This is a genomic window from Zoogloea oleivorans (genome assembly GCF_008107625.1).
In the GTDB taxonomy this organism is placed as follows: domain Bacteria; phylum Pseudomonadota; class Gammaproteobacteria; order Burkholderiales; family Rhodocyclaceae; genus Zoogloea; species Zoogloea oleivorans.
In genome coordinates, this window is the sequence record NZ_SDKK01000003.1 from 216,504 (window position 1) to 229,277 (window position 12,774).

Consider the following 12,774-nt stretch of genomic DNA (forward strand, 5'->3'; position numbering starts at 1 on the left):
TGAAGAAAAGGGCTTCTGCATACTGCGCATAGCGAAAAAAGTCACTTGTGCAGGAAGGCGTGTTGGTCGGCGCCTGCCACGAAGGACGTGAATCCCGGGCGCTGATCGACACTGCCGGCGCAGCGGCCCTTGTTTGCCGAAGTGGCGCAGGTGCTTGATGCTTTGGCGGTGAAACTCAGTCCTTGCGACGGCGTGCGGCCAGCCCTGCCAGTCCGAGGCCAAGCAAGGCTAGCGTAGCCGGTTCGGGAACGACGTTTGTCGTCGATGCTTCATCGTAAGTGTAGGTGATCTCGCCGCCACAGCCTGCGGTGGTGGTCTGGCCTGCTTGAATGTTGCCGCCCCCTCCATGCAGGGTGAGTGTTGTATCGGATGTGCAGGTCACATCGAAAGTGCGATCGCCCACCGTTTGCAGGCTCAGCAATCCGCTGTACAGGGCGGAATCGAGTGACTGGCTGTCGGAAGCGACTGTGGGACTGGTGTTTGCCGTTCCTCCGGCTGGAATCGAGAAATTGGGACTGGCATCGAAAGACAGGGTCAGGAAGGGGTTGTCGGCATTGAAGATGCCGCGTAGTGCCAGGTCGGAACTGAAGAAGTTCAGGAATACGCTGGACTCGGCGCTGGCGGTTTGTTCCTGAATTGTGTTGTTGGTTAACGTGATGCTTGTCGTGCCTCTGCCGAAAGCGGTGAACTCGACGCCGGTCAGTGTGCCGAGGTTCGAGTTGAAGAAGCCAAGCGTGCCCGTCTGGTTGAGTTCGGTGGCCTCTTCGGGGTTGCTGTAAACGTAGGAGATGGTTGCTGCGCTGGCGTTCGCTGTGGAAAGGGCTGCCAAGGCAGTGGCAATGAACAGTTTTTTCATCTTTTGGCTCCGGGGCTGGTGGTCTGATCGTGTTGGGGGACGTCAACGCGAAGACTAGGTGCCGTGCCAGTTAAAGTCTGTGCCCTGCCAGACATAGAGCGGTTCGGGCTGCCGGTCCATTGCTTGAGGGGTGTTTCGAGAGTTCGGGGTGACCCGTCCTAACCCAGGTTGACACCTGTTGTGACGGATAAGCAGGCCTAACGGTTGGCCTGCAAAGACGCCCGATGAACTTCATCGGGCGTCTTCAATTGTAGCGAGCAATGCGGTCGCTCCGTGTTGTAGATGGCGATCGACTGACGAACCATGTGCCGGGCCTGATTCAGATCGTCGGGCAGTTGGAGCAGAAACTCGTGCTTGAGAATGCCATTGACCCGTTCCGCCAAGGCATTCTGATAGCAGTCGTAGCCGTCGGTCATCGAACAGATCAGTCCGTGTTTCTGGTGAATGGCCTGGTACTCATGGGCGCAGTATTGGATGCCGCGATCGGAATGATGAACCAGCGGCTGCTGTCCCTGGCGCCCCTTGAGGGCCATCTTCAAGGCCTGGCTGACCTCGGCTGTGTGCAGGCTGTCATGGACGTGGTAACCGACGATCTTGCGGGAGTAGGCATCGGTGACCAGGCTCAGGTAGGCGCAGCGCTCCCGGGTCGGCAGATAGGTGATGTCGGCGACCCAGACCTGCTCGCTGGCTTCGGCCTGAACCTGTTCCGGCCCCGCCTTAAGTAAATTCGGGTGGCGCCGGAAACGATGGTGACTGTCCGTCGTCTTGTGATACGCCCGCCGGGGCCGGACCAGCAGACGATTCCCGCGCAAGAGATCGAACAAGGCATCACGCCCGATGCCCAGGCCTTCGGCCATCAGCGCCGGGCGAATCAGGTGGTGCAGCTTGCGCGTGCCTAAGCGGGGCTGGCGCAAGCGCTTCTCCTTCACCAGGCCCACAATCCGTTCGTGCCGGGCTTCGTCGCACGCCCGACGGCGCTGCCATTGGTAGTGCGCCTGCCGGCTGATGCCCATGTAGCGGCAAGCCCTCGACACCTTCAGCCCTTCGACGGACTTTTGCGCGAGGACTTGCCCACAGGCTTTTTTACGACGTGCACCCCATAGTCCGTCTTCAGCACCTCGATCACCGCTTCAAAGAACCGGGATTTCTCCCGGGCCTCCTTGAGCTGGACTTCCAGTTCCTTGATCCGCTGCTCGGGCGTGAGCGTCGGGCTGTTCGGGCTTGGGTTCGGCTTACTCATGCGGCCGTAGTGTGCCATCGGCCCCCAGTTCTGGCGACCGTGCTTGCGTAGCCAGACCAGCACCGTTGATCGACCCTGGATGCCGTACCGGTCCTGCGCCTGCTTGTAGGTCAGTTCGCCTTTTTCCACTTGCTCGACCACCGCCAGTTTAAAAGCCAGCGTGTAGTCCTTCTGCGTCCTCTTGATCCCTGAGTCCATCTGACTTCCCCTCTCTTGACAGAAAAGGTGTCAACTTCTTTCAGGACGGGTCAGGGGCAATAAAAAAGCGCCCTTGGAGGCGCTTTTTTATTGATGACTTGGCGGAGTGGACGGGACTCGAACCCGCGACCCCCGGCGTGACAGGCCGGTATTCTAACCAACTGAACTACCACTCCACGGCTACTGCGAAGACTGAAAGGCTGGAGCGGCAGAAGAGTCTCGAACTCTCGACCTTGGCAAGGTTGCGCTCTACCAACTGAGCTACTGCCGCCTGTAGTCTGGCTCCTCGACCTGGGCTCGAACCAGGGACCTACGGATTAACAGTCCGGCGCTCTACCGACTGAGCTATCGAGGAATAAATCTTTGCTGCTTTTGTCTCTGAGCAAAAAGGCCAACCCTTGCGGATTGGCCAAAGTGCTTGAATCTGTTGGTGGTGATGGGCGGAGTCGAACCGCCGACCTATGGGTTATGAATCCATCGCTCTAACCATCTGAGCTACATCACCGTCGAGAGGCCGCTATAATAGTCACTTGATGGTTAGAGGTCAAGAATCAGATGAAAAAGCTTTATATCCGCACGTTCGGTTGCCAGATGAACGAGTACGACTCGGACAAAATGGCGGATGTGCTCGGGGCGGCCGACGGGCTGGAGAAGACGGACAACCCGGAAGAGGCGGATGTGATCCTCTTCAATACCTGCTCCGTGCGCGAAAAGGCGCAGGAGAAGGTCTTCCACGATCTGGGTCGGGTCAAGCACCTGAAGCAGCTCAATCCCAACCTGATCATCGGGGTGGGCGGCTGCGTGGCGAGTCAGGAAGGCGCGGCCATCGTGGCTCGTGCGCCGTACGTGGATCTGGTGTTCGGGCCGCAAACCCTGCATCGCCTGCCCAAGCTGATTGCCGAACGCCGGGCGTCGGGCCGTTCGCAGGTGGACATTTCCTTCCCGGAGATCGAAAAGTTCGACAACCTGCCGCCGGCCCGCGTGGAAGGGGCCAGCGCTTTCGTGTCGATCATGGAGGGCTGTTCCAAGTACTGCACCTTCTGCATCGTGCCCTACACCCGTGGTGACGAAATCTATCGTCCGCTCGGCGATGTGCTGGCCGAGGTGGCCGGGCTGGCGGCGCAGGGCGTCAAGGAGGTCACCCTGCTGGGCCAGAACGTGAATGCCTGGCGTGCGCCGGTGGACGGTGAGGACGGCGAGATGGCCGACTTTGCCTACATGCTCGAATGCGTACACGAGATTCCCGGCATCGAGCGCCTGCGCTATACCACCTCGCACCCGCGGGAAATGACCCAGCGCGTGGTCGAGGCCTACGCCAAGCTGCCCAAGCTGGTGTCGCACCTGCATCTGCCGGTGCAGGCCGGTTCCGACCGGGTGCTGGCGGCGATGAAGCGCGGCTATACGGTGCTGGAGTACAAGTCGCTGGTGCGCAAGCTGCGTGCGGCGCGGCCCGACATTTCCCTGTCGTCCGACTTCATCATCGGTTTCCCCGGCGAGACCGAGGCGGACTTCGAGGCGACCATGAAACTGATCGACGATCTGGGTTTCGACAACTCCTTCAGCTTCATTTACAGCTCGCGCCCGGGCACGCCGGCGGCCGATCTGGCTGACGATACGCCCGCGGATGTGAAGCTGGCGCGCCTGTCGCGTTTGCAAAAGCGTATCGAGGAGCAGGCCGCGAAGATCAGCGAAAGCATGGTCGGTTCGGTGCAGCGCATCCTGGTGGAAGCGCCGTCGAAGAAGGACCCGAACGAGATGGCCGGGCGCACCGACAACAACCGGGTGGTTAACTTCGCCGGCAACCCGCGTCTGATCGGAAGTTTCGTGGATGTGACCATCGTTTCGGCGCTGCCGCACTCGCTGCGCGGCGAAATCGTGGTGGCGGACTGACGGTTTTTGATGGTGGTGTCTTCCCCCGCGGGCGCGGCTCTGGCAGCATGCGCTCGATGAAACCCACCGAAATCACGCTGCATCCCCTCGACAACGTGCGCCTCGCCAATCTGTGCGGGGCGCTCGATGAAAACATCCGCCAGATCGAGACGGCCTTTGACGTGACCATCGCCCGCCGGGGCGAGCACTTCACGCTTCACGGCAGTGTGCCCCAGGCACAGGCCGCTGTGCGGGCCCTGCGGCATTTCTACGAGTGTGCGGATGTCAGCCTGTCGGTGGATGACCTGCAACTGGGTTTGATCGAGTTGTCCAACCTGTCCCAGGCCGTGCCGCTGGCGCCGGTGCTGATGACCCGCAAGAGCGAGCTGCACGGCCGTACGCCGCGCCAGGTCGAATACCTGCGCCAGATCCAGGAGCATGACATCACTTTCGGTATCGGCCCGGCCGGTACCGGCAAGACCTACCTGGCGGTGGCCAGTGCGGTGGATGCTTTCGAGCGCGAGCACGTGGAGCGCATCATCCTGACCCGTCCGGCGGTAGAGGCGGGTGAGCGTCTCGGCTTTCTGCCCGGCGATCTGGCCCAGAAGGTGGACCCGTATCTGCGCCCACTCTACGACGCGCTCTACGACCTGATGGGCTTCGAGCGGGTGACCAAGCTTTTCGAGCGCGGCTGCATCGAGATTGCTCCGCTGGCCTTTATGCGCGGGCGTACCTTGTCGCGCGCCTTCATCATCCTCGACGAGGCCCAGAACACCACGCCGGAGCAGATGAAAATGTTCCTCACCCGCATCGGCATCGGCTCGCGGGCGGTCATTACCGGCGACCTGACCCAGGTGGATCTGCCCCGCGGCCACAAGAGCGGCCTTGCCGAAGCGGCTCAGGTGCTCTCCGAAGTGCGGGGCGTGGCCTTCACCCACTTCCTCAAAGAGGATGTGGTGCGGCATCCGCTGGTGGCACGCATCGTCGCCGCCTACGAAAGCCACACCCTGGCCCGTAACCAGCAGCAACAGAACCAGCAATGAGCGACATCAAGCTAGCCCGCCGCCTCGATCTTTCCGTGCAATATGCCTGCAACAGGGAGGGCGTACCCTTGCGCACCGACTTCCGCCGCTGGCTGCGTGCGGCGGAGCCAGGCGCAGCGCGAATTACCGTACGCATCGTGGATGAGGATGAAGGGCGCGAACTGAACCGCGATTACCGCGGCAAGGATTACGCTACCAACGTGCTGACCTTCGCCTATGGTGAAGGGGAAGACATGCCCCTGCCCGAAGGCCTCCCGTTAATGGGTGATTTGGTGTTGTGCCGGCAAGTGGTGGAGCGCGAGGCGGCCGAGCAGGGCAAGCCACTGGATGCCCATTACGCCCACTTATCCGTGCATGGTATGCTGCATTTGCAGGGTTTCGATCACGAAGAGGATGCCGAAGCCGAGGAGATGGAGGCGCAGGAGCGCGCCATTCTCGCCAGCCTTGGCATCGCCGACCCCTACGCTGGAGAGCGATGACTGTGGTGTGAGCAATGCGCCATGGGCGATGGAATGATTCGTTGAGGATATTCCATCGTCCATGGCCCATTTCTCATCCACCCCCTTTATGGAACCCTTTAGTAGTAAACCGTCTTTGCTTGAACGGCTTTCCGCCCTCCTTACCCGGGAGCCGGAAGACCGGGAAGAGTTGCTGCACCTTCTGCATTCCGCTCACGACCGTAACCTGTTCGATGCGGATGCCTTGGCGATCATCGAAGGCGCCCTGCAGGTTTCCGAAATGCAGGTGCGCGACGTGATGATTCCGCGGGCGCAAATGGACGTCGTCAATCTGCACGACTCCGTCGAAGACATCACCCGTTTCGGCATCAATGCCGCCCACTCCCGCTTTCCCGTCATTGGCGAAGGCAAGGATGACGTGGTCGGCATCCTGCTCGCCAAGGATCTCCTGCGTGTTTTTGCCGGCGAAGCCTTCAATCTCCGCGACATGCTCCGCCCGGCGGTTTTCGTGCCCGAATCCAAGCGCCTCAACGTGTTGCTGCGGGATTTTCGCGTCAGCCGCAATCACATGGCGATCGTGGTCGACGAGTACGGTGGGGTGGCCGGGTTGGTCACCATCGAGGATGTGCTTGAGCAGATTGTCGGCGACATCGAGGACGAATACGACTTCGACGAAACCGCTGACAACATCCGCCTCGATCAGGCGGGCCGCTACCGGGTCAAGGCCGGTACCGAAATCGAGGATTTCAACGAAGCCTTCAGCACCACCTTCAGCGACGCCGAGTACGACACCGTCGGTGGCCTGCTGATCCGCAAACTGGGGCGCCTGCCCAAGCGCAATGAAATTGTCGATCTGGAAGGCTTGCGCTTCCAGATCCTGCGTGCCGACAGCCGGCGCGTGCATTCCCTGCTCGTCGAACGCCTGCCCGACGCGGAAGCGGTCGGCGGCTGATGGATTGGCGGCGTCAGGGCAGCGCCCTGCTGGCGGGGGGCGCGTCAGTCTTTGCTTACGCCCCGTTCGAGCTGTTTCCCCTTGCTGCCGTGTCCCTCGGCCTGCTGTTCTGGCTGCTGGGGCCGGGCGCGCCGGCAGGTCTGCGGGTGCGCGACGGTTTTTTCATCGGCTTTGCCTGGGGCCTTGGCGCCATGCTTGCCGGGGTGTCGTGGATTTACATCGCATTGCAGCGTTTCGGCGGCATGCCGGTGCCACTGGCGGCCTTTGCGGTGCTGCTGTTCTGCGCCTTCATGGGTCTGTATGCCGGGCTTGCGGGGGGACTTTTCGCCTGGCTGAAGCGGGGCAGGGCGGGGCTGGATGCTGCCTTGTTCGCGGCCCTGTGGCTGCTGTCCGAATGGCTGCGCGGTTGGGCCTTTACCGGCTTTCCGTGGTTGGTGAGCGGTTATAGCCAGACGCCACCGAGCCCGCTGGCAGGTTTTGCGGCGCTCTTCGGCGTATATGGCGTGGGTGGTTTGCTGGCGCTGGTGTCGGCGCTGGGCGTGGTGGCCCTGCATGGCCGCAACTGGCGGCCGGCGGCGCTGGCTGTACTCGTCCTCGGTAGCGGCTTCGGCCTGCGCCAGGTGAGCTGGACCGAGCCGGTCGGCGCGCCGGTGAGGGTTGCGCTGCTGCAGACCAACATCGAGCAAAGCCTCAAGTGGCGGCCGGAAATGCTCCAGCAGTGGCTCGACCGCAATGTGCAGATGCTGCGCGACAACCCGGCAGAACTCGTCGTGCTGCCTGAAACCACTATCCCGCTGCTCGTCGATTACCTGCCGGCAGGCTATCTTGAGGAGGTGCGCCGTATCGCCGAGCGGAACGGCGGCGATGCCGTTCTCGGCACCTTTACCCGCGACCGGGAAGGGCACGTATTCAACGCGGCGGTCAGCCTCGGGCGCTCCCCGTCGGGGGAATACAACAAGCAGCACCTGGTGCCATTTGGTGAGTATTCGCCGCCGTTGTTCCAGTGGTTCTACGCGCTGGTGAACATTCCGATGGCAGACCAGACTCGCGGTGCGGTCCGCCAGCCACCGCTGTTGCTGGCTGGCCAGAAGGTGGCGATCAACATCTGCTACGAGGACGTTTTTGGCGAAGAGCTGATTCGCAGCCTGCCCGAGGCTACGCTGATGCTCAACATCTCCAATCTGGCCTGGTATGGGGATTCCTTTGCGCAGCCCCAGCATCTGCAGATTGCCCGCTTGCGGGCGCTGGAAACCGGTCGGCCGATGCTCCGCTCGACCAATACCGGCATGACCGCGCTGATCGCCCCGGATGGCGCCGTCAGTGCCGTGCTGCCGCCCTTCGAGGTGGGTGCGCTGCACTTTGCTGTGCGCGGTTATCAGGGACTGACACCCTACGCCCGCTGGGGCAACTGGCCGGCGGTGGCCCTTGCCCTGGCTGTTCTGGGCCTGGAGCTGGCCCGCAGGCGGCGCAGCTGAGCGGGCCGGCGTATCATCGGGGTTCGCCCAATTTCAATGAAAAGAACCCCGCATCATGCGCACCTACGCAACAAACAGCCCTGCCGCCATTGGTCGTCTGATTGCCATGGCGATCCTTGCCGATGGTCGCCTGGACAATCGGGAAGTGGACTGGATCAAGCACAACGACACCGCTTCCCTCCTCGGCGTAGACCGGGACACCCTGATCCAGGTCCTGCTCGACTGTTGCCGTGACGTCATCACCGAAGCCGAGCAGGAGCGCGTCTTCCTGCTCGAAGATCATCGTCTGGCCCGCCTTGCCGACGACATCACCGACAAGGCCCTGCAGAAGGTGGCCCTGTCGGCGATCCTGCTCATCGCCAAGGCCGACGGCGACGTCAGCGAGGGCGAGCAGACCCTGCTGCGCTTCCTGATGAACCGCTGGCAGATCACGCTTGAAGAGCTGACCAGCGCCTGATCGGCCCACATTTTTCGCAGTAAATCAAAAGACCAATAGCAAACCGGAGGATAGCCCTATGAGCGACCAGATCAAATATCTGCTCGACGAATCCCGCATGCCCAAGGCCTGGTACAACATTGCCGCGGACCTGCCGACCCCCTTGCCGCCGCCGCTTCACCCGGGCACCCTGCAGCCTCTCGGCCCGTCCGATCTGGCACCGATCTTTCCGGACGCGATCATCGCCCAGGAAATGTCCACCGAGCGCTGGATCGACATTCCCGAACCGGTCAACGAGGTGCTGCGTCAGTGGCGCCCGAGCCCGCTGTTCCGTGCCCGCCGTCTTGAAAAGCTGCTCGGCACGCCGGCCAAGATCTACTACAAGTACGAAGGCGTGTCGCCGGCCGGCAGCCACAAGCCCAACTCGGCGATTCCCCAGGCCTGGTACAACGCCCAGGAAGGGGTCAAGCGCCTGTCCACCGAAACCGGTGCCGGCCAGTGGGGCTCGTCGCTGGCCTACGCGGGTGGCCTGTTCGGGCTGGACGTGACGGTGTTCCAGGTGCGCGTGTCCTACGACCAGAAACCCTATCGCCGGGCCCTGATGGAAACCTGGGGTGCCCGCTGCGTTGCTTCGCCGTCTGCCGAAACCGAGTACGGCCGCGCCGTGCTGGCCGAGACGCCGGACCACATCGGCTCGCTGGGCATTGCCATTTCCGAAGCGGTCGAAGTGGCCGCCAAGCACGACGACACCAAGTACGCGCTGGGTTCGGTGCTCAACCACGTGCTGCTGCACCAGACCATCGTCGGCGAGGAAGCCATCCTGCAGATGGAAATGGCCGGTGACGATCCGGATGTGATTATCAGCTGTACCGGCGGCGGTTCCAATTTTGCCGGTATCGCCTTCCCCTTCCTTGGCCTGCAACTGCGCGGCGGCCCCAACGCCAAGAAGCGCCGCATCGTCGCCGTCGAGCCGTCGGCCTGTCCGTCCCTCAGCCGCGGCCAGTACGCCTACGACTTCGGTGACACCGCCAAGCTGACCCCGCTGGTCAAGATGCACACCCTCGGCAGCACTTTCACACCGGCCGGTCTGCACGCGGGCGGCCTGCGCTATCACGGCATGGCGCCGCTGGTCAGTCACGTGAAGGAGCTGGGCCTGATCGAAGCACGCAACTACCACCAGACAGCCTGTTTCGAGGCCGGCGTGATGTTTGCGCGCAGCGAAGGCATCGTTCCCGCCCCCGAGTCCACCCATGCGATTCGCGGTGCGATCGACGAGGCCCTGCGCTGCAAGGCCGAGGGCAAGAGCGAGACCATCCTGTTCTGCCTGTCTGGCCATGGTCACTTCGACATGACGTCCTACACCAACTATCTGGCGGGAAATCTGGTGGATCAGGATTACGACGAGAAGGAACTTGCCATGGCGTTGTCCTGTCTGCCTAAAGTGGCTGTCTGAGGCGTGTAGAGACCAAGCTGTTGTGGGTCGGACTTCAGTCCGACATTCCCGGGCTGAACAGCTTGCTGTCGGACTTCGGTCCGACCCACAAGGATTTCTCCACGCTTTAACGCATCCCATGACCCTCCCTGATTTGCCCGGCTGGCATGCCCGGCCTCACGATGCGGCCTTTGCTGCGCTTGATTCCAGTGCCGCAGATGGCCTGAGCGAGGCGGTTGCCACCGAGCGCCTAGTTGCCCACGGACCCAACCGCATCGATGCCCACGCCGGGCGTAGCGCCTTGCTGCGGTTTGCGCTGCAGTTTCACCAGCCCCTTATCTACATCCTCATCGTCAGTGGCGGCATCGCGGCCTTTCTTGAAGAATGGGCCGACGCCGGGGTGATCTTCGGCGTGGTGCTGGTCAATGCACTGATTGGTTTCATTCAGGAGGGACGCGCCGAGGATGCGCTGGCGGCGCTGGCCCGCAGCGTGGCCAGCGACGTTACCGTGCTGCGTGCCGGCCAGCGCCGGCGCATTGATGCCGTGACGCTGGTGCCCGGCGACGTTGTGTGGCTGGCCGCCGGCGACAAGGTGCCGGCCGATCTGCGCCTCTTTGACGCCCGCGCGCTGCAGGTCACTGAAGCCTCGTTGACTGGCGAATCGACGGCGGTTTCCAAGGGGGTTGAGCCGGTTGCCGCCGACAGCGGCATCGCCGAGCGTACCTGCATGGCCTTTGCCGGCACCCTGGTGGTGGCCGGGCAGGCCGGTGGTCTGGTGGTGTCCACCGGTCGCGGTACTGAAACCGGGCGCATCGCCGATCTGCTCGATGCCACCGAGACCCTCGCCACACCGCTCACCAAAGCCATGGAGCGATTCTCCAACTGGCTGCTGGTGATCATTCTGGGGCTGGCGGTGCTGGGCTTTGTGGTGGGCAGCCTGCGTGGCGAGCCGCTCCTCGACATGCTGATGGCGGCGGTGGCGCTGGCGGTCGGGGCGATTCCCGAAGGCCTGCCGGCGGCCATCACCGTGACGCTGGCCATCGGTGTGTCGCGCATGGCCAAACGGCGCGCCATCATCCGGCGCCTGCCGGCGGTTGAAACCCTGGGCAGCACCACGGTGATCTGCTCCGACAAGACCGGCACGCTGACCGAAAACCAGATGACCGTGCGCGCGCTGCTCGCCGACGGGCAGCGCTTTGCGGTGAGTGGCGACGGCTACGCGCCGCTGGGCAGCGTCAGCCAGGACGGTGGCACCGTCGAGGTGAGCGGCCCGCTGCGCGACCTGCTGGTAGCCGGCGTGCTGTGCAACGACGCCGGGCTGGCCGAGGTGGATGGCGAATGGACGATTACCGGCGACCCGACCGAGGCGGCGCTGCTGGTGTCGGCCCGCAAGGCCGGGCTCGACGAGAACAGGCTGCGGATGGAGGGGCCGCGCCTCGACGAGATTGCCTTCGATTCGGCCCGCCAGTACATGGCCAGTCTGCATCGCCTTGACGGCCAGCTGGTCGTGCTGGTCAAGGGGGCGCTCGAAGTCATTTTGCCGCGCTGCACGACCATGCTCGATGCCGACGGAGAGCCGGTCGCCGCCGATATCGAAGCGATCGACACGGCATCGCGGGCCATGGCCGCCGAGGGCCTGCGGGTGCTGACCTTTGCCCGCATCGAAGTCAATTCGGAGACGCTCGACGAGATGCAAGTGGCCGGCGGCCTGTGCTTCCTTGGCCTGCAGGCCATGCTCGATCCGCCGCGGCAGGCCGCTGTACAGGCCATCCAGGCGTGCCGGGCCGCGGGCGTCAAAGTAAAGATGATTACCGGCGATCACGCCGTGACCGCGCTGGCCATCGCCAGCCAGCTGGGGCTGGCTGAGCCGGGCGAGAAGGCCCTCACCGGCCGCGAGCTGGCCTTGCTGGATGCCGACCAGTTGCGCGTCGCTGTGGAGGACGTGAATGTTTTTGCCCGCGTCGAGCCCGAACAGAAATTGCGCCTGGTGCAGGCCCTGCAGGCCAACGGCGAAGTGGTGGCGATGACCGGCGACGGGGTCAACGATGCGCCAGCCCTGAAGGCCGCCAATATTGGTGTGGCGATGGGCGCCGGTGGCACCGAGGTGGCCAAGGAGGCCGCGGCGATGGTGCTGACCGACGACAACTTTGCCACCATCGAAGCAGCCATCGAGGAAGGCCGCGGCGTTTACGACAACCTGGTGAAGTTCATCATCTGGACCCTGCCGACCAATTTCGGTGAAGGGCTGGTGATTCTTTTCGCCGTGCTGGCGGGTGTCACGCTGCCGATCACGCCGCTGCAGATTCTGTGGATCAACATGACCACGGCAGTGCTGCTGGGCATGGCGCTGGCCTTCGAGCCGATCCAGAAGGACGTGATGGGCCATGCGCCGCGCCCCCCGGGGGCGCCGATTCTCGATGGCGTGCTGATCCGCCGCATTGTGCTGGTGGGGGTTTTGCTGCTGGTGGCGGCCTTCGGCCTGTTCCTGCGCTGGCAGGCGCTGGGGGCCTCGCTGGAGGAGGCGCGCACGGTGGCGGTGAACGTTTTTGTGGCGGGGGAGATTGCCTACCTGTTCAACTGCCGCAACCTGCGCGGGCCATTCTGGTGCTGCGGATGGTTTTCCAATCCGTGGTTCTGGGGCGGGATCGGAGCGATGGTGACGCTGCAGGCCTTGTTTACCTGGCTGCCGGCGATGAACCGGGTCTTCGCATCGGCCCCCATTCCCGCCGAAGCCTGGCTGGAAATCCTGGCTTCGGCGGCCTTCATTGCGTTGGTCGTGGGGGTTGAGAAGCGCCTGACCCGGGTTGTGCGGTGA

General features: G+C 63.2%; 10 protein-coding genes and 4 tRNA genes. 8 read left to right on the top strand and 6 right to left on the bottom strand.

Annotated features, from left to right (window positions below; translation table 11 throughout):
- Positions 1-175 precede the first annotated feature (175 nt).
- The 6 genes from ETQ85_RS26105 to ETQ85_RS04180 form a co-directional block, all read right to left on the bottom strand.
- Entirely contained in the window at positions 176-856 is a 681-nt protein-coding gene (locus ETQ85_RS26105) for a choice-of-anchor E domain-containing protein (RefSeq protein WP_187394575.1), read from the bottom strand.
- Positions 857-1,053: 197 nt separating this feature from the next.
- Positions 1,054-2,294, bottom strand: a protein-coding gene (locus ETQ85_RS04160) for an IS3 family transposase (protein WP_148577793.1) whose coding sequence is annotated in 2 segments (ribosomal slippage) — positions 1,054-1,941 and positions 1,944-2,294 — 1,239 coding nt in all. Because the reading frame shifts where the segments join, the coding sequence is not laid out codon by codon here.
- Between the two features lie 99 nt (positions 2,295-2,393).
- Positions 2,394-2,470: transfer RNA gene (locus ETQ85_RS04165), tRNA-Asp, on the bottom strand.
- A 25-nt stretch (positions 2,471-2,495) separates the two neighbouring features.
- Positions 2,496-2,565 (bottom strand) — tRNA-Gly (locus ETQ85_RS04170).
- An 8-nt stretch (positions 2,566-2,573) separates the two neighbouring features.
- Positions 2,574-2,649 (bottom strand) — tRNA-Asn (locus ETQ85_RS04175).
- Between the two features lie 73 nt (positions 2,650-2,722).
- Positions 2,723-2,799, bottom strand: a tRNA-Met gene (locus ETQ85_RS04180).
- Between the two features lie 50 nt (positions 2,800-2,849).
- Between ETQ85_RS04180 and miaB the strand changes: the two genes are divergently transcribed.
- The 8 genes from miaB to ETQ85_RS04220 all read left to right on the top strand — a co-directional run bounded on the left by miaB (position 2,850) and on the right by ETQ85_RS04220 (position 12,774).
- Complete coding sequence (miaB, locus tag ETQ85_RS04185; RefSeq protein ID WP_148577794.1) at positions 2,850-4,184, top strand: tRNA (N6-isopentenyl adenosine(37)-C2)-methylthiotransferase MiaB; 1,335 nt, start codon at positions 2,850-2,852, stop codon at positions 4,182-4,184.
- Between the two features lie 56 nt (positions 4,185-4,240).
- On the top strand, positions 4,241-5,206 hold the full coding sequence (locus ETQ85_RS04190) for a PhoH family protein (RefSeq protein WP_148577795.1): 966 nt from the start codon (positions 4,241-4,243) through the stop codon (positions 5,204-5,206).
- Positions 5,203-5,685 (top strand): rRNA maturation RNase YbeY, encoded by a 483-nt coding sequence (ybeY, locus tag ETQ85_RS04195; RefSeq protein ID WP_148577796.1) that lies wholly within the window; start codon positions 5,203-5,205, stop codon positions 5,683-5,685. The genes ETQ85_RS04190 and ybeY overlap by 4 nt, the downstream gene beginning before the upstream one ends.
- A gap of 88 nt (positions 5,686-5,773) precedes the next feature.
- On the top strand, positions 5,774-6,616 hold the full coding sequence (locus ETQ85_RS04200; protein ID WP_148577797.1) for a CorC family transporter: 843 nt from the start codon (positions 5,774-5,776) through the stop codon (positions 6,614-6,616).
- Positions 6,616-8,091, top strand: a complete 1,476-nt coding sequence (gene lnt / locus ETQ85_RS04205) for an apolipoprotein N-acyltransferase (RefSeq protein WP_148577798.1) — start codon at positions 6,616-6,618, stop codon at positions 8,089-8,091. Before ETQ85_RS04200 ends, lnt begins: the two co-directional genes overlap by 1 nt.
- A 55-nt stretch (positions 8,092-8,146) precedes the next feature.
- Positions 8,147-8,548 carry a tellurite resistance TerB family protein gene (locus ETQ85_RS04210; protein WP_148577799.1) on the top strand — a complete coding sequence of 134 codons (402 nt, stop codon included), beginning with the start codon at positions 8,147-8,149 and terminating at the stop codon, positions 8,546-8,548.
- Positions 8,549-8,606: 58 nt separating this feature from the next.
- Positions 8,607-9,980, top strand: a complete 1,374-nt coding sequence (locus tag ETQ85_RS04215) for a TrpB-like pyridoxal phosphate-dependent enzyme (RefSeq protein WP_148577800.1) — start codon at positions 8,607-8,609, stop codon at positions 9,978-9,980.
- A 118-nt stretch (positions 9,981-10,098) separates the two neighbouring features.
- The gene (locus ETQ85_RS04220; protein WP_148577801.1) at positions 10,099-12,774 is read left to right on the top strand and encodes a cation-transporting P-type ATPase; all 2,676 of its coding nucleotides are present in this window, start codon (positions 10,099-10,101) and stop codon (positions 12,772-12,774) included.